We start from the raw sequence: 15,276 nt of genomic DNA, 5'->3' as shown, positions 1-15,276 counted from the left end.
GACAACGCTTGTGAAAACTAGCAACGGCACTCCTTCCCTTCCCAGCAGGATTTTCCATCCATGCGGATTTGCGTTTTCGGTGCGGGCGCCGTCGGCAGCCATTTTGCGGTGCGGCTGGCACTGGCAGGACATGACGTTTCCTGCGTGATGCGCGGGGCGCAGCTGGATGCCGTGAAAGCCGACGGACTGACGCTGCGGGTTGGAGATGGCGAGTTCAAGGCGAAGGTCAGCGCATCCAGCGATCCCGCCGCGCTGGGCCGGCAGGACGTTGTTCTTTGCACGTTGAAAGCGACGGGCCTCTCCAGCCTCGCCGCCGGGCTGCAGCCGCTGCTCGGCAGTGACACCGCCGTGGTGTTCGCGCAGAACGGCATTCCCTGGTGGTACGATATCGGGCTCTCGCCAAGCCATCCGCCGGTGCCGGATCTGGCCTTCCTCGATCCCGGCGGACGCCTGCGTACGGCGATCCCGAGAGAGCGCGTCGTCGGCGGCGTGGTGTTCTCATCGAATGAAGTGTTGGCGCCGGGCGTGGTCGCGAATCTGTCGCCCGAGCGTAACCGGCTCCTGATCGGCGAGTGCGACGACCGCGTCAGCGAGCGCGTCAAGAAGCTGCGCGCAGCGCTCAATGACGCTTCGATCGACTCGCCCGAGGTCACGCAGATCCGGGAGACGATCTGGTCCAAACTCCTGACCAACATGTCGATGTCGGTGCTGTGTTTGCTGACCGGGCAGACTGCGCGCGCCGTACGCGACGATCCTGATCTCGCCGACATCGTGCCGCGCCTGCTGGACGAGGCCAACAGCGTGGCGCAAAGCTGCTTTCCGCAAGTCAAGCGCGTGACGCGATCCGGCCCCGCGCCGGACCACAAGCCGTCGATCCTGCAGGATTACGAGCTCGGCCGGGCCATGGAGATCGACGTTTTGGTCCGCGCGCCCGCCGCCTTCGCCCGCGCCGCCGGACTTTCGACACCGATGCTCGACATGATGGCCGCGCTGGCGATCCGCCAGGCGCGCGACAAGGGGCTGTACTAGACCTGAGAACAAGCAAGGGAAACCGCATCATGCATGTCAAAGACAAGGTCTGCGTCGTCACGGGAGCCGCGAGCGGCATCGGCGAGGCGGTGGCGCGCGCCTATGCGGAAGCCGGTGCGCGTGGCGTCGTCGTCGCGGACCTAAAAACCTCGCGCGAGAAGCTTGCCAAGGTCGCGGGCGACATCGACGGGCTGCCGATCACGGCCGACGTCGGACTGGAGGAAGACATCAAGGCACTGATCGCGGCGGCCGAAGACAAGTATGGCCCGGTCGACGTGTTCTTCTCCAACGCCGGCCTCTCGCGCAAGGGACAGGAGACCGCGTCTGACGCCGATTGGGACGTGAGCTGGCGCGTCCATGTCATGAGCCATGTGTTCGCGGCCCGCGCGCTGGTGCCCGGCATGCTCGCACGCGGCTCCGGCTATCTCATCAACACCGCCTCCGCCGCGGGCCTGCTGGCGTCGCTGAACTCGATGCCTTACGGCGTCACCAAAAACGCCGCGGTGGCGCTCGCCGAGCATCTCGCCATTCAATATGGCGACCGCGGCATCCGCGTTTCCGTGCTCTGTCCGCAATCGGTGCAGACCGGAATGACAACGCCCGGCCCGAGCGCCGCAAGGGTCGATGGCGTGCTGCAGCCGCCGGAAGTGGCGCGCATGGTGATCGAGGCGATGGAGGAAGAACGCTTCCTCATCCTGTCGCACCCGCAGGTCGCCGAATACATCCAGCGCAAGGCCTCCAACCGCGACCGCTGGCTCGCCGGCATGCGCCGACTGCGCGACAAGATCTACGGCGCGCCGCAATCAGCCTGAAGCTTTCGGCGCGAACGGCGCTAGTATCCCGGTGTAATTCTTCACGCCCGGCGACGCATAAGAGCCGCGCCGCGAGGTCGTCAGCTTCAGGCCGGCCAGCGCCTCGGCCTGCTTCACCGCTGCCGCCACGCCGTCGACGACGGGGACGCCGAACTTCAGCGACAGTTTTTGCGCGAGATCGGCCATGCCCGCACAGCCGAGCACGACCGCCTCCGCGCCCTTCTCCAGCGCACGGCCAATCTCGGCTTCAAGCTTGGCTTCCGCGCCGGAGCCCGGCTTTTCGAGATCGAGCACCGCGACGTCGCAAGCGGTGACCTGCGCCCTCTCCGCAAAACCATAGCGGCGCACCAGCTCTTCGAGCGGCACGATCGAGCGCGGCAGGGTGGTGACGATCGCGATGCGTTTTGCGATCTGGCCGGCCATCACCAGCGCCGCCTCGCAAATGCCTACCACGGGAAAGGGCGCGGCGGTGCGGGCCGCGTCGAGCCCGGTGTCGTCGAAGCAGGCGATGATCGCTGCATCGGCATCCGGCGCATTCATCAGCGCCTGGATCAGGCCAGGCACGGCGAAGGCCTCGTCGTAATAGCCTTCGATCGAGACCGGCCCCATCGCCGAGGTGACAGCGGATATTTCGGTGCTTGGTGCGGCGACAGCGCGCGCGGCGGCGCCGATCGTTTCGGTCATCGAGGCGGTGGTATTCGGATTGACGATCAGGATTTTTGTCATGACGCATCGTAGTTCAGAAAGCGACGAGCGCAACTATATCCGTCGTCCCTGCGAACGCAGGGACCCCGAGCGTGAGCGCAATTGCGCTCATCGCGGCGCCGTGGCCAGCGGAAGAGGCACGAGGGGAGACGGCTTCTTTCAACTACGTGCTCCTGTGGTTATGGGTCCCTGCGTTCGCAGGGACGACGTCGGAGAGCTTAACTCACGACCGTCTGAACCCATTCGGAAAACACATCCAGCGCCTCGTCCATCACCTCACGGTCATTCCGTCCCGAACTCTTCAACACATGGAAGGAATGATCGGCGCCATCAAGTAGATGCAGCGCCGCGCGCGATCCCAGGCTCTTGACGACAGGCTCGAGCAGACTCAATTCCGCCAGTGCGTCGCGCGTGCCCTGCAGAAACAGCATCGGGACTGTGACGTCGGCGAGATGCCTGGCCCGCTCGCTGGAAGGTTTTCCGGCCGGATGCAGCGGAAAGCCGAGAAACGCCAACCCGCGGACACCCGGCAACGGCGAAAGCGCCTGTGCCTGCGACGTCATCCGCCCGCCGAACGATCGGCCGCCCGCGATCAGTGGCAACGAGGGAAAGCGTCGTCCGGCTTCCGCCACGGCCGCTCGCACTGTTGCATGCGTAACCGCAGGCGGATCGGGCCGCTTGCCGCCGTTTTCCATGTAGGGAAACTGATAGCGCAGCGTCGCAATGCCGCGCTCGGCAAGGCCCGCGGCAACCGTCTCCATCGACTTGTGTATCATGCCCGCGCCGGCCCCGTGCGCGAACACGTAACAGGCGCGAGGCTGTGGTGGCTGCATCACCAGGCCGGAAACCGCCTGACCGGAGCCGATCTCAATTCGCAAGCGTTCTAGCGCTTCTGCCGTCATGTGATCTGTCCGACACTTTTTCTGCATGATGGAGACTCTATACTGGAAAACGCGCGGCGAAAGATGACCGGCGAGGACCGCATCCCGCGGCCCTCAAGGATTTGGATTTATGGACAGACCTACGGCGCCACTATAAGATGGCATCATGTTCAACCGCACGCCGAGGGTGATTCGCCTTGCGGCGTTTTTTGATAACAGACCGATATTGCGCGCCAACGGCGCATTTTTAACGAGGGGCAGGCCATGCGGGGCAAAAGGATTGCAAAAATTGTGATCGTGCTGGCGGTCGTCGGCATCGGCTATGCCGCCGTCAAGGACGACATCGCCAAGCTCTGGCAGGATCTTCACGTCAAGATCGTGGAGCATCCCACACCGAATAAGACCGTCTGGCTCGACCAGGGCATCGCCAAGGAAAAACTGAGCTGGTTCTATCACGCCGATCAGGGAACGCGGACCTTCGGCTTCCCCTATGAGTGGTTCATGGCGCTGGAGCAGCCGACGATTTCGTGGCTGCCGTTCACCAAGGTCGGCCTCTTCAGCGACACCGCCTATCTCGATCGCTACGGCTTCATCCCCGATACCATCATCCCCGGCAAGGAGGCGCTTCCGATCGGCTTCGCGAAAGGCACCCCGATGCTGGATCCGACGGGCGCGCCGTGGAAGAACCCGCGCAACAAGCAGGACATGACCGGCGTCGGCCTGACCTGTGCGGCCTGCCACACCGGCAGCTTCACCTACAAGGACACTGCTGTCGTCATCGACGGCGGATCGGCGCTCACCAACCTCTTCGCGATGAAGCAGGGTATGGGCATCTCGCTTCTGCTGACGCGCTACTGGCCTGGGCGGTTCGACCGCTTCGCCGAGCGCATCCTTGGTCCGGATTCCACCGTCGACGACCGCGAGACGCTGAAGAACCAGCTCGACCAAGTCCTTGCCCAATACAAGCAGGTCAAGAATCTGGAGGAACGCGTGGCCTCCCAGAGCATCCTGGAAGGATATGGACGGCTCGACGCGCTGAACCGGATCGGCAACCAGGTGTTTTCGATCGACCTGAAGAAGCCGGAGAACTATGCCGGCTCCTCCGCGCCGGTGCATTTTCCGCGGATCTGGAACACGCCGTGGTTCGACTGGGTGCAGTACAACGGTTCGATCATGCAGCCGATGGTGCGCAACGCCGGCGAGGCGCTTGGCGTATCGGCGGAGCTCAATCTGACCGAGCCGTCGAAGGGTCTGTATAAATCAAGCGTCGACCTGAAGTCGCTCGACGAAATGGAGCAGATGATCAAGGGCAAGAATCCGCCGAACGCGAAGGACGGATTCTCAGGCCTGAAATCCCCGAAATGGCCGGGTGATATCCTGCCGCCGATCGACCAGAAGCTGGCCGACAAGGGCGCCGAACTCTACAAGACCCACTGCCAGGAGTGCCACCGGCCGCCGGTGACGAGCGAGGCGTTCTACGATTTCAACAACAAGGACTGGTGGACCAAGAACGAGGCGGGCGAGGCGATCCTCAAGGTCGAGAACGTTCCGATCTCGCACATCGGAACCGATCCCGCGCAGGCGGCGGACATGCTGGCCCGCACGGTCGCGGTTCCCGACCATCTCGGAATCAAAAGCAGCAGTTTTGCATTCGCACTCGGCGAACTCGTCGAGAAGACCGTCAACACCATCTTCGATCAGCAGAAGCCGCCTGCGAGCGCTGCGGAGCGGAAGCGGATGGATGGCTACATGCCGAACGAACTCCGGGGCGAACTGGCCTACAAGGTCCGTCCGCTGAACGGCGTGTGGGCGACGCCGCCCTATCTGCATAACGGCTCGGTGCCGACCATCGACGATCTGCTCGGCGACCCGGAAAAGCGGCCGACGAAATTCTATCTCGGCAGCCGCGAATACGACCCCGTGAAGCTCGGTTACAAGACCGACCCGATCGCCAATGGATTCGAATTCGATACATCCATTCGCGGCAACTCGAACAGGGGGCACGAGTTCAGGAAGGACTTCAGCAAGGAAAGGGAAGTCAAGGGCGTCATCGGACCGGAGTTGTCCGCCGACGATCGAAAGGCGCTGATCGAATACCTCAAGACGCTCTGATTCATTCGAACTGATTCATTCGAGCACCTTCGCGGCCGGACTTCGCCCGGCCGTCGCCACCTGCGCGCCTGCCTCGCAGCGTCGGAATCGAACGGCTGGCCTTAACGGCTGGCCACCAACCGCAAATGCGGCTTGATCTTTTCCTCAAGCTCGGCCTTGAGCTGGTGCACGCGCGGATCAGCCGAGCGCGCCGCGCACAGCGAATATTGGTTGACCGAGCACGCCAGCGCGCCGCTCGTCGGCGGTCCGCGTCACTTCCGGGCTGGACAGTTTCAGCACCATCCCGCCGAGTTGCACCAGCATTTCGTCGAGCACCCGATCCATTCCGGCAATTTGATCCATCGCACCACTCCCTCTGGAAGGAGTAATGATCGGCGCGCCCGGCCGTTCCCCGCGCGCGCTCGGTTAGGGATAACCAGAAGTAAACGGACCGCGATTCTATCGACGCTGCCCGCATATCGTCTTGAAGGAATCATTATCAATTGAAGGATGCGGGCCCGGTCTGCTCTGGGAAACGCCGCAATTGCGGCGGCCGCCGCCGTTACCTATGCTGCCGTCCTGTTCCGCAACGAGGCCCCGCATGATCCCGCCGCTCGATCCCGTCGTCGCCCAGATCATTCCGCTGCTGCCGCTGCGCGATCCCGCGACGATGACACCGCAGAGCGCGCGCGATGCGCTCCGCGCATTGGCGGCCTCGCGCGCGGCAGTGCCGCCGCCTCCGGTGATGAGCACGGAAGACATCAAGGTGAAAGGCCCGGCCGGGTTCCTTGCCGCGCGGGTCTACCGGAACTCGAACGAAAAATCGCCGACGGTGGTGTTCTTTCACGGCGGCGGCTGGGTTGCAGGCGATCTCGAAACCCATGACCGGCAGGCGCGCTGGCTCGCGATCGAGACCGGCGCCGTCGTCGTCTCGGTCGATTACCGCCGCCCGCCCGAGGTGTGCTTTCCCGGCGCCTTCGAGGATGCCTTCACGGCCACACAGGACGTCATCGCCCGCATCGCCGAATTCGGCGGCGATGCCGCGCGCGTCGGCGTCGCCGGCGACAGCGCGGGCGGCAATCTGGCGGCCACCACCGCCATCGCCTGCCGCGACGCCGGCATCAGGCTATCCGCGCAACTGCTGGTCTATCCCGTTACCGACGTTGCCGGAAATTTCGCGGACCCGACGGAAAACGCCCGCTTCCCCTCGCGCGCCGAAAACGCAGAAGGCTATTTCCTCACCCGCGCCACCATGGAATGGTTTTGCGGCCATTACCTCGAAGACAAGACACACGGCACCGACTGGCGCGTCTCGCCGCTGCGCGCCAAGAACCTTGCCGGCGTAGCGCCGGCGATTGTCTGCACCGCATGGTTCGATCCGCTCCGCGACGAAGGCAAGGCCTACGCCGACGCGCTCAAGGCCGCCGGCGTGCCGACCAGCTACTATGACGGCCTCGGCCTGATCCACGGCTATTTCGGCCTCGGCGAGGCCTCCGAGACCGCCAAGCGCGAGGCGCAACGCGCGCGGGCTGATTTCAAGGCACGGCTCGAAGCCGGCGCCTAGCCAGACGTCTCGCTATCACGCCGTGCCGCGCAATTTGGCTACCGGCACGACCTCGTCGACCGACGTCGAAAGATCGACCGCCGGAGTTAGAGTGATGGTGACAATGTCTGTCATGCGCCGGTTCGACCCGCGGACGGCTGCGTTGTGGAGCTGGCGTGCTGGCGATCCCGGGAAGACTCGAACTTCCGACCTACGGTTTAGGAAACCGTCGCTCTATCCGGCTGAGCTACGGGACCGCGGACCCGCGTGGCAAGGCAGGTGCTTGGGAGGGTTCATAGCAAAGCAGGCGTGGCATCGCCAGCCCCTCCGGGCCGACGCTTTGGCCCCGCAGAGAGATCCCGCGTCGATCGAAAACCAAAAAGGAGCCGCCCGCCGACGGCTCCAGTTGCGGCTTTTCTGCCCCGTGTACCGCCGTTACCTTGTTTGCGGCCATACCCCTTCAACATACGGCTGATTCGACCTCTCGCACGTGGCCGGGGAGCGACACAGTCAAAGAAACCCGACGCCACGCCGCATCCTCAAATCATGCCGAAACTTCCCCGAATGCTGTGGAACGTTCGCGCATGCGTTCTGTTCTACGGAAACACGTCCACTTTCCGAGGAGGACAAAATGCAAAAACTCCTAGCCGCGGCGCTTTTGAGCGCCGCAGTCTTCAGTGCTCCCGCCCATGCGCAGACCGCGCAGACGGCTCAGCCCGCCGCCCCCGCCGCGACGGCCAGCTCGCAGGAAAAGATGGAGCTCAAGGGGAACTGGCGCGCGTCCAAGCTCATGGGCCTCGACGTCTATAATGACGGCAATGAAAAGCTCGGCGAGATCAACGAGCTGATCCTGGACAAGGATGGCAAGGTCAATGCCATAGTCATCGGCGTCGGCGGCCTCCTGGGCATGGGCGAGCACGACATCGCCGTTTCCATGGACAAGCTCAAATTCGTCGAGGAGCCGGTCCGCACCAGCTCGACGGCGCCCGGAGCGACTACAGGCACGCAGCGCGAGACCACGACCGGCGCGGCCACGACAAGCACGGCACGCAGCGCCGATGCGAACGACTGGATGCCCGATCACGCCGTGATGAGCGGCACCAAGGAGCAGCTCAAGGCGATGCCGCAGTTCAAATATTCAGACTAAGCTGAGGCAGCCAACTCTTGATGATAAAGGCCCCACCCTCGTGGGGCCTTTATCATGAGCGGATACGGTGCCGGCGCTTGCCGCTACGCCTTGATGTTGTTCTCGCGGACCACCTGTCCCCAGATGCTCACCTGCTTGGCGAAGAAGGTGCCGAACTCCTTGCCGTCGGCAAGCAGCAGCGACATGTTCTGGGTATCGCGCAACTGCGCCGCTACCGCCGGCTCGCTCAGAATCTCCTTCACCGATTTCGCCATGCCGACGACGGCATCTTCCGGCGTTCCCTTTGGCGCGAAAACGCCCCACCAGGCCAGCGTCTCGAAATCGGGAAAGCCCGCTTCGATCGCGGTCTGCGTATCCTTCAGCACGGGCATCCGCTCGCGGCCCATCTGCAGGACCGGCCGCAGCCTGTTGGTGCCGAGTTGCGCCGTGATCAGCGCCGCCGATCCCACGATGAGATCGACATGGCCGCCGAGCACGTCGTTCATCGCCGGACCGCCACCGCGATAGGGCACATGCGTGATCTCGACGCCGGCCTTCTTGCCCAGCACGGTCATCGCCAGATGGCCGAGCGTGCCGATCCCGACGGAGGCGTATTTCACCGCGCCGGGCGTTGCCTTGCAGGCCGCGACCACGTCGGCAAAGGTCTTGTACGGCCGCTCGGCATTCGCGGCGACGACATAAGGCGCCGTGCCGACCAGGAACACCGGCACCAGGTCCTTCTCGACATCCAGCCCCGGCTTTTCGAGGATCGATGGGATGACCGCGTGCGAGTCGAACGTCACCAGGAACGTCGCGCCGTCAGGCGCGCTCTTGGCGACCTGCATAGCGCCGAGCGAGCCGGCCGCGCCGGATTTGTTCTCCACCAGCACGGTGCGGCCGAGCTTCGTCTGCAGATGAGACTGCAATAGCCGCGCCAGCGCATCGGTCGATCCGCCCGGCGGGAACGGCACCACCAGCGTCATGTTTTTGGCCGGCTGCGCCAGCGCCGGCGTCACCGCGAACGCGGCTGTCGCCGCAAGCAAGTTGCGTCTTGTGATATTCACCAGAACTCTCCTCCCGTTATCGCCTGCGATTTTTTTGTTTTTGTTCGCAGACTTGTCTCACGTGCCGAAGCCGGACCCGGCCTTTTTGTATTCGGGGCGCGGCGGGCTGAAGATGTCAAGCACACGCGCGCCATCCGGTCCAGCCCGCATGGTGTGCGGCACGTTGCCGGGCGTGCGCCAGAAATCGCCCTTTTTGACCGGAATTTCCTCACCGCCCTGAACGCGGATCGCCGAGCCTTCAAGCAGCACGCCCCATTGTTCTTCGGGGTGATGATGCAGCGTGCCTTGCGAATGCGGCGCCAGCGTCACCACCGACAGCATGGCGTGCTCGCCGGAAAAGATGCGCGTCGTGACGCCGGCGGCGAGTTCGCGAAGCAGGCCGTCGCTAGGGTTATCCAGATTGTGGAATTCGTCCTTCTGACTCATCGTTCCTCCTAAGCGCGCGATGCATTTGGTTGTCCAGCGGCGACTTGATCAATGCGACACATACCGGGCCGCGTTCCCCGGATGCTGCGCAGCGCGCCGCACTTGCGGCGTGGTGCGCTGCTGATCCGGGGTCCACACGCGGCCTGGGTCCTGGCTCTGCAGTGCAGCGCTATGCGCTGCACTGCGTCCGGGACACGGGAAGCGCGGCCTTCGGATCGTTGCGCATCGATCAAGACCTCAAGACTTGCCGTAGCTGCCCTGGTAGCGGCCTTCGCGGATCGCCATGAGTGTGTCTTCCTCGCGCGCGATCTGGGCGCGGACCGCCTCGAGCAATGTGGCGGCCACAGCAGCAGGGAACGATACCACGCCGTCCTCATCGCCAACCACGATGTCGCCAGGAGAAATTACCGAGCCGCCGATGGAAACCGGCACGTTGATCTCGCCGGGTCCGCTCTTGTACGGGCCGCGGTGGATCGCCGCTCGGGCAAAGCAGGGAAAGTCGGAGGCAGCGAAGGCCGCGACGTCGCGGATGGCGCCGTCGATCACATAGCCCGCGACGCCGCGGTATTCGGCGATATTCTTCATGATCTCGCCGACCAGCGCCCGCGTCTCGTCACCGCCGCCATCAACCACGATGACGTCGCCGGGGCCGACCAACTCCAGCGCCCGGTGGATCGCAAGATTGTCGCCGGGCCGCGTGCGCACCGTGAAAGCAGCTCCGACCAGCCGGCCGGCGCGATGAAACGGCCGCAGGCCCACGGCGCCCGGCAGCCGGGCAAGGTTGTCGCTGATGATCGAGGTTGGCGCGTTCCTGAACGCCTCGATCTGCTCAGGCGCGGGCTTCGGCACGCTCGTCATGGCCGTGGTAATGGTCATAGAGACTGTTTCCTCTTGCTTCCTCTTGCGGCTCCGGCCCGCTCGGCGCGAGGCTCCAGGCTAGCCGCCACATGATGGCTTGGGTTGCTGCAAAACAATTAGCATTCCGCTTGAGCAGGTATAATGGATTTGGATGGGTCCGGGGCGGCTCGCCGGGGCACCCGCACGTCAGGTCGGTACTTTCGTAATCTTCGCCTCGGCCACACTTCTTAATGCAGCCTTAACCAGACCGGCCGACGCTGGTTGCGAAGATTCGCACCGCACAGTTGTCTTACAATGCTGTTTAAGAACCTTGCCCCCTCGCCGGCCCTTTCGATCATCCGGTTTTCCGACATCGACGCCTTCCGGCCGGTCGAATTCGTCGCCGATGCTCGCAGCGTCCCGCTGAATCTTGCGAACTTCCATACCGCGCGCGCGGCGGTGCAGTTGCCTTGCTGCCAGGTCACGATGCTCCGCTCGTTTCCACGTATCGTCGATGTCAGCTACCGCGCCGCGCATGGCGTCGTCATCTTCCAGATCGAGGACGACTACGACGTCGCCGTCAACGGCATGTCCGTGAATCGTCCGGCTTTTGTCGGCATGCGCGGCAATGTGGATTTGCAGTTCGTCGAACCCCGTGGATCGCTGCACGCGATCATCACCCTTGGCGCCGGCCTGCGGGATCGGGAATGGTTCGATACGGCGGACCGGCTGTGCCCGCTCATGCCGGACCCCGAGGCCCTCGCAACGGTCAGATCCGTCACGACAGATATTTTGCAGACGGCTTCCGCCAGGCCGGAACTGTTGCAGGAGCCGCGTTCGGCGCTGGCCCTCCAGGAAGGCCTGCTGCTCGCCATCGACGAGATGTTCCGCAGCGGCCGAACGCCGGAGGTGGCCGGCAAGATTGCAAGCAGGGGCTATTGCCGCCTTGTTCGCATGATCGATGAGTATGTCGCCCTTCATGCCGCCTCGGCGATCTACAGCGCCGACCTCGCCGAACAATGCGGCGTGTCGGTCAGGACGCTGGGCACGGCGGTAGCAAGCGTCCGCGGCATGAGCCTGCACCGCTATTTGCGCCTCAAGCAGCTTTGGTCGGCGCGCGCGCAGCTCGTCAAGGGATCCGACGCCATCACCGTGACATCGTGCGCCCGCGCCAACGGCTTTCATCACATGGGGGAATTTGCCAGGCTCTATCGCGCGACGTTCCATGAAACCGCATCGCGCACGCTGGCTCGCGCGAGAGGCGTTGACTGATTCTCGCCACAATGTGCCGTGCTTATCCGCTTGTCTTCAGATGGTGCACTTAGAATCGTTACAGCATCGTCTGCGCGAATTTGCCCTGCTGTTGAATTTCTTCTGAATTTTTAATGGTCTAGCACTGTGTTCCATCGGTCACATCCCGAGGATAAGATCACAACGCAAGCGGGAACACCGTGCAATTTCGGCGTGACAGCGCTGCCAAAATGATGACAATCGACTCAAGCAAAGTTCCCTAGAATTCGAGTTGGAGCAGACCGTCCGTGATCGCCTCACGTGCATCTTCACTTGTTGTTGCCACGATCGGAGGGCTGTTCGTGCTCGCGCCGGTGGCTTCGGATGCGCAGTGGTGGCGCAGTGCGCCGGTGGATTTCGAATCCTGCGCCGACGTTGCCGAAAAGGCGACGACCAAAGAAGAAAAGACGGCGAAACTCGCTGAATGCAACGCGAAATTCGCCGGCCGTCGCAAGCCCGGCGGCGGCTACACCTATTACGACTTCATGCAGGACCGCACGTTCGACATCGCGGGACCCAACCCGACGCCGGAAGAGCAGAAGAAGATCGACGAGCAATATACTGCCTATCTCGAGCGCGAGCGGCGCAATCACATCGCCGCGGCGGTGGCGGCCAAGCAGCAACAGCCGGAGCCGCCGCCAGCGCAGGGAATGCAACAAGACATCCAGCAGGTCTCGCTGCGCACAGAGCAGGCCGCTCCGCCGGTCGAAACCGAAAGAGTGCCGATACCGGTGGCGAGCCCGGTCAAGCAGGCCGCACGCATCAGGGCGGCCCAATGCGCCAAGAACCAATTCTCGTGTGAATGGCCGCGGCTCTCGGAGAGCATCAACGAACTGAAAAAGCTGCTCAACCCGCAGCAGCAGCCGCCGGCCAAGCAGAAGAAGGGCTAGATCCTTCTGTCGTCCCTGCGAACGCAGGGACCCATACGCCGCGGCGGATGTTGTCTTGCTGCGATGGTCGACGACTTTCCTTCAACAATTGGCGACGGTGGTTATGGGTCCCTGCGAACGCAAGGACGACGTGGCTGAGCGGTGCGGCCAATCAGCATCAGTGCGCACGCATCCGCTTGACGCGGCGCGACTTGATGACCGGCGCGACAACAGCACGCGACGCCGCCCGCTGCTCCTGCAGCCGCGCGTCATAGCCCGGCGACGGCGTCGCCGTCGGCGGTACGGCATAGGCGGGCAGCAATGACGCCCAGAAAATTAGGACGGCAACCGCTACCAGCGCGAGGCGCGTTCGTTTCATGTCGCTTCTCCCATCTTACCTGAACGAAACTCGCGCGGGACCGACGCCAAGGCAAATCAATTCACGGGACGAATCTGCTCCGGCGTCAGGCCGGGCGAGCCCTTGCCACTGCTTTCGGCCTGCCGGACCAATTCCACGATCCGGCGCGACAGCGGCGCCTCAAGTCTGCGGCGCTCGGCGATTTCGGTGATGACGCCCTGCAGATAATCGATTTCGGTGCGGCGGCCGCGCTGCAGATCTTCCCACATCGACGAGCGCGCCTCGGGATCGATCTTCATCGTCCGCCCCAGCAACGCTTCGAAGACCCGGTCCGGCAAGCGCAACAAGGGCGGCATCAATGCAGCCGGAATCGGCGTCGGCGACACCGGCTTGACGCCCTCGGCCTTCATCGCGGCGAGCGCTTCGGCGAGCTGGTCGGCGAACAATTGCCGCCATGGCCGCGAGCTGAGTTGTTTACGCAGCGGCAGGTCGGCCAGCGCATTGAGCGCGTTGTTGAGATTGAGCAGCAGCTTGCCCCATTGCACGCCGTCGATGTTGCCGGTCGGCCGCATCGTCAGTCCCGGCACCGACAATTTCTCCGCTGTGCGCGCCTCGTCCTGCTCGATGACGATGTCGCCCGAGGTGGCGCGATGAAATCGGCCTGCGCGAAGCGCGATCACGTTGAACGGCACCATGCCGCCGAGCACGCGCCGCCCCGGCAGGCGGTTGCGCAGCACGGCAGCATTGCCGATGCCGTTCTGCAGACTGACGACGATGACATCGGACGGCGCGTGGCGAGCGATGATTTCGGCCATGGCGGCGGTATCCGCGCTCTTGACCGTGACCAGCACGACGCCAGCGTCAGCAAAAACGGAAGGATTTTCCGACAATACGAACCGATCGTGCGTGATGGTCTGGTCAAAACCTTCAAAACTCGTCGGCCGCAGGCCGCCTGCTTCGATCTCGGCGATCACGCGCGGACGCGCCAAGAACGCCACACGGCGGCCGCCGGCCGCCAGCATGCCGCCGACGAAGCAGCCGATGCTGCCGGCGCCTGCGATACCGATCGTTTGGCGCGAAACCATTTGTCACCTACCGCGTTGCAACCAGCTTCGAATAGCAGAGCGCGCGGACTGTGCCTATCGCAGGTGCCACCGCCCGCGCCTTGTAACCGTCATGTGCCACCGTTATGTTTCACGCGGGGCTACGCAGAGGAGACAACCATGGGTTTACTCGACGTCCTCAACGGCATGATGAACGGCCCGCGCGGCCCGAGCCGCCCCAGCTCACAGTCCGAGAGCGGCGGAATGTCGCCCTTGACCATGGCGATCCTGGCGCTGCTGGCCTGGAAAGGCATCAAGCATTTCAGCGGCAACCAGACCGGCTCGGCACCGCAACCGGCGCCCGCGCCGGGCAATGTGAATGCCGGCATGCCCGGCGGCGGCATGGGCGGCGGACTCAGCGACATGCTCAAAGGGGGCTTGGGCGGGCTTCTTGCGGGAGGCGCGGCCGGCACCGTTTTGAGCGGCGGCCTCGGCGACCTCCTGAATCAATTGCAGCAGAAGGGCCTCGGCGATCAGGCGGACTCCTGGGTCAGCAATGGGCCCAACAAGCAGATCGCGCCCGGCGATCTCGCCAATGCGCTCGGCGCCGATCAGATCGATCAGCTATCGGCGCAAAGCGGATTGTCGCGCGACGACTTGCTGCAAGGCCTCAGCCAGTATCTGCCCGACGTCGTCAATCATCTGACGCCGGACGGACGGCTGCCGAACGAGAACGAGATATCGGAACGGATCTGACGCCGCACTGTAGCGTTTTCCAGCGAAGCGGATACCGGTTCGCGTGAAGAAAACGCGTCAAACAAGAATCTAACGCGGCGCTCGAGAGGTGCCGCGCCGCTTCGCCATCGACGCATTGGAAAGGGGACGGAAATGGGCGGCATTATCTGGATCATCGTCGTCGGCTTCGTCGCCGGCATCATCGCGCGCATCCTTTCGCCGGGCCAGAACAACCCGACCGGCTTCATCCTGACTACGGTGCTCGGCATCGCCGGCGCGTTCCTGGCGACCTTCGTCGGCCAGGCGATCGGCCATTACAGCCCCGATCAGGGCGCCGGCTTCATCACCGCCACCATCGGCGCCCTGGTGGTGCTGTTCATCTGGAACAGGCTGGTCGCGCGCGGCGTGATCTCGGATCCGGGGAATAGGTGACGGCGTAGGCGTACGCAACCGTCATTCCGGGGCGC

The 15,276-nt window shown here is 63.8% G+C and carries 17 protein-coding genes and 1 tRNA gene; 9 read left to right on the top strand and 9 right to left on the bottom strand.

All coding sequences use genetic code 11. The annotated features are described in order from the left end of the window. Window positions 1-60: 60 nt before the first annotated feature. The gene (locus tag V1277_RS16815; RefSeq protein ID WP_334417295.1) at window positions 61-1,029 is read left to right on the top strand and encodes a ketopantoate reductase family protein; all 969 of its coding nucleotides are present in this window, start codon (window positions 61-63) and stop codon (window positions 1,027-1,029) included. Between the two features lie 29 nt (window positions 1,030-1,058). Further along, window positions 1,059-1,841 (top strand): SDR family oxidoreductase, encoded by a 783-nt coding sequence (locus V1277_RS16810; RefSeq protein ID WP_334417294.1) that lies wholly within the window; start codon window positions 1,059-1,061, stop codon window positions 1,839-1,841. Here V1277_RS16810 and V1277_RS16805 read toward each other — a convergent pair. Together V1277_RS16805 and V1277_RS16800 are read right to left on the bottom strand one after the other, a co-directional pair. Next, complete coding sequence (locus V1277_RS16805) at window positions 1,833-2,567, bottom strand: aspartate/glutamate racemase family protein (protein ID WP_334417293.1); 735 nt, start codon at window positions 2,565-2,567, stop codon at window positions 1,833-1,835. The two genes, V1277_RS16810 and V1277_RS16805, sit on opposite strands and share 9 nt — an antisense overlap. A gap of 197 nt (window positions 2,568-2,764) precedes the next feature. Then, on the bottom strand, window positions 2,765-3,448 hold the full coding sequence (locus tag V1277_RS16800) for an alpha/beta hydrolase family protein (protein ID WP_334417292.1): 684 nt from the start codon (window positions 3,446-3,448) through the stop codon (window positions 2,765-2,767). Between the two features lie 243 nt (window positions 3,449-3,691). On the opposite strand from V1277_RS16800, the gene V1277_RS16795 reads away from it, so the two are divergent. Next, on the top strand, window positions 3,692-5,539 hold the full coding sequence (locus V1277_RS16795; protein ID WP_334417291.1) for a di-heme-cytochrome C peroxidase: 1,848 nt from the start codon (window positions 3,692-3,694) through the stop codon (window positions 5,537-5,539). A gap of 177 nt (window positions 5,540-5,716) precedes the next feature. Here V1277_RS16795 and V1277_RS16790 read toward each other — a convergent pair whose 3' ends face one another. Next, the gene (locus tag V1277_RS16790; RefSeq protein WP_334417290.1) at window positions 5,717-5,881 is read right to left on the bottom strand and encodes a hypothetical protein; all 165 of its coding nucleotides are present in this window, start codon (window positions 5,879-5,881) and stop codon (window positions 5,717-5,719) included. Window positions 5,882-6,119: 238 nt separating this feature from the next. On the opposite strand from V1277_RS16790, the gene V1277_RS16785 reads away from it, so the two are divergent. Further along, window positions 6,120-7,082 carry an alpha/beta hydrolase gene (locus tag V1277_RS16785; RefSeq protein WP_334417289.1) on the top strand — a complete coding sequence of 321 codons (963 nt, stop codon included), beginning with the start codon at window positions 6,120-6,122 and terminating at the stop codon, window positions 7,080-7,082. Window positions 7,083-7,241: 159 nt separating this feature from the next. Here the strand turns inward: V1277_RS16785 and V1277_RS16780 are convergent. Next, window positions 7,242-7,318: transfer RNA gene (locus V1277_RS16780), tRNA-Arg, on the bottom strand. Window positions 7,319-7,692: 374 nt separating this feature from the next. On the opposite strand from V1277_RS16780, the gene V1277_RS16775 reads away from it, so the two are divergent. Beyond that, window positions 7,693-8,208 carry a PRC-barrel domain-containing protein gene (locus V1277_RS16775; RefSeq protein WP_334417288.1) on the top strand — a complete coding sequence of 172 codons (516 nt, stop codon included), beginning with the start codon at window positions 7,693-7,695 and terminating at the stop codon, window positions 8,206-8,208. 83 nt (window positions 8,209-8,291) lie between these two features. Here V1277_RS16775 and V1277_RS16770 read toward each other — a convergent pair whose 3' ends face one another. The 3 genes from V1277_RS16770 to V1277_RS16760 all read right to left on the bottom strand — a co-directional run bounded on the left by V1277_RS16770 (window position 8,292) and on the right by V1277_RS16760 (window position 10,553). After that, on the bottom strand, window positions 8,292-9,251 hold the full coding sequence (locus V1277_RS16770) for a Bug family tripartite tricarboxylate transporter substrate binding protein (protein ID WP_334417287.1): 960 nt from the start codon (window positions 9,249-9,251) through the stop codon (window positions 8,292-8,294). 57 nt (window positions 9,252-9,308) lie between these two features. Then, complete coding sequence (locus V1277_RS16765) at window positions 9,309-9,677, bottom strand: dimethylsulfonioproprionate lyase family protein (RefSeq protein ID WP_334417286.1); 369 nt, start codon at window positions 9,675-9,677, stop codon at window positions 9,309-9,311. Window positions 9,678-9,914: 237 nt separating this feature from the next. Then, the gene (locus V1277_RS16760) at window positions 9,915-10,553 is read right to left on the bottom strand and encodes an RraA family protein (protein WP_334417285.1); all 639 of its coding nucleotides are present in this window, start codon (window positions 10,551-10,553) and stop codon (window positions 9,915-9,917) included. Between the two features lie 276 nt (window positions 10,554-10,829). Here V1277_RS16760 and V1277_RS16755 point away from each other — a divergent pair, with 276 nt between their 5' ends. Together V1277_RS16755 and V1277_RS16750 are read left to right on the top strand one after the other, a co-directional pair. Continuing rightward, window positions 10,830-11,786 carry a helix-turn-helix domain-containing protein gene (locus tag V1277_RS16755; RefSeq protein WP_334417284.1) on the top strand — a complete coding sequence of 319 codons (957 nt, stop codon included), beginning with the start codon at window positions 10,830-10,832 and terminating at the stop codon, window positions 11,784-11,786. A gap of 266 nt (window positions 11,787-12,052) precedes the next feature. After that, window positions 12,053-12,694 (top strand): hypothetical protein, encoded by a 642-nt coding sequence (locus V1277_RS16750; protein ID WP_334417283.1) that lies wholly within the window; start codon window positions 12,053-12,055, stop codon window positions 12,692-12,694. A 157-nt stretch (window positions 12,695-12,851) separates the two neighbouring features. Here V1277_RS16750 and V1277_RS16745 read toward each other — a convergent pair whose 3' ends face one another. Further along, complete coding sequence (locus V1277_RS16745; RefSeq protein ID WP_334371105.1) at window positions 12,852-13,052, bottom strand: hypothetical protein; 201 nt, start codon at window positions 13,050-13,052, stop codon at window positions 12,852-12,854. 56 nt (window positions 13,053-13,108) lie between these two features. Next, window positions 13,109-14,116 (bottom strand): 2-dehydropantoate 2-reductase, encoded by a 1,008-nt coding sequence (locus V1277_RS16740; protein WP_334417282.1) that lies wholly within the window; start codon window positions 14,114-14,116, stop codon window positions 13,109-13,111. A 138-nt stretch (window positions 14,117-14,254) separates the two neighbouring features. Here V1277_RS16740 and V1277_RS16735 point away from each other — a divergent pair, with 138 nt between their 5' ends. Together V1277_RS16735 and V1277_RS16730 are read left to right on the top strand one after the other, a co-directional pair. Then, window positions 14,255-14,830, top strand: a complete 576-nt coding sequence (locus V1277_RS16735) for a YidB family protein (RefSeq protein WP_334417281.1) — start codon at window positions 14,255-14,257, stop codon at window positions 14,828-14,830. Between the two features lie 132 nt (window positions 14,831-14,962). After that, entirely contained in the window at window positions 14,963-15,241 is a 279-nt protein-coding gene (locus V1277_RS16730; protein WP_065726443.1) for a GlsB/YeaQ/YmgE family stress response membrane protein, read from the top strand. The last annotated feature ends 35 nt before the right edge of the window (window positions 15,242-15,276 follow it).

Origin of the sequence: Bradyrhizobium sp. AZCC 1588 (assembly GCF_036924735.1) — a bacterium.
In the GTDB taxonomy this organism is placed as follows: Bacteria; Pseudomonadota; Alphaproteobacteria; order Rhizobiales; family Xanthobacteraceae; genus Bradyrhizobium.
Note: the sequence above shows the minus strand (reverse complement) of the source record. Positions and strands in the feature narration are given on the sequence as shown.

Coding starts and splice junctions, on each gene's coding strand:
- V1277_RS16765 (WP_334417286.1), bottom strand. CDS start 9,677: ATGAGTCAGAAGGACGAATTCCACAATCTGGATAACCCTAGCGACGGC.
- V1277_RS16735 (WP_334417281.1), top strand. CDS start 14,255: ATGGGTTTACTCGACGTCCTCAACGGCATGATGAACGGCCCGCGCGGC.
- V1277_RS16790 (WP_334417290.1), bottom strand. CDS start 5,881: ATGGATCAAATTGCCGGAATGGATCGGGTGCTCGACGAAATGCTGGTG.
- V1277_RS16740 (WP_334417282.1), bottom strand. CDS start 14,116: ATGGTTTCGCGCCAAACGATCGGTATCGCAGGCGCCGGCAGCATCGGC.
- V1277_RS16810 (WP_334417294.1), top strand. CDS start 1,059: ATGCATGTCAAAGACAAGGTCTGCGTCGTCACGGGAGCCGCGAGCGGC.
- V1277_RS16805 (WP_334417293.1), bottom strand. CDS start 2,567: ATGACAAAAATCCTGATCGTCAATCCGAATACCACCGCCTCGATGACC.
- V1277_RS16760 (WP_334417285.1), bottom strand. CDS start 10,553: ATGACCATTACCACGGCCATGACGAGCGTGCCGAAGCCCGCGCCTGAG.
- V1277_RS16785 (WP_334417289.1), top strand. CDS start 6,120: ATGATCCCGCCGCTCGATCCCGTCGTCGCCCAGATCATTCCGCTGCTG.
- V1277_RS16775 (WP_334417288.1), top strand. CDS start 7,693: ATGCAAAAACTCCTAGCCGCGGCGCTTTTGAGCGCCGCAGTCTTCAGT.
- V1277_RS16730 (WP_065726443.1), top strand. CDS start 14,963: ATGGGCGGCATTATCTGGATCATCGTCGTCGGCTTCGTCGCCGGCATC.
- V1277_RS16795 (WP_334417291.1), top strand. CDS start 3,692: ATGCGGGGCAAAAGGATTGCAAAAATTGTGATCGTGCTGGCGGTCGTC.
- V1277_RS16745 (WP_334371105.1), bottom strand. CDS start 13,052: ATGAAACGAACGCGCCTCGCGCTGGTAGCGGTTGCCGTCCTAATTTTC.
- V1277_RS16800 (WP_334417292.1), bottom strand. CDS start 3,448: ATGACGGCAGAAGCGCTAGAACGCTTGCGAATTGAGATCGGCTCCGGT.
- V1277_RS16755 (WP_334417284.1), top strand. CDS start 10,830: ATGCTGTTTAAGAACCTTGCCCCCTCGCCGGCCCTTTCGATCATCCGG.
- V1277_RS16815 (WP_334417295.1), top strand. CDS start 61: ATGCGGATTTGCGTTTTCGGTGCGGGCGCCGTCGGCAGCCATTTTGCG.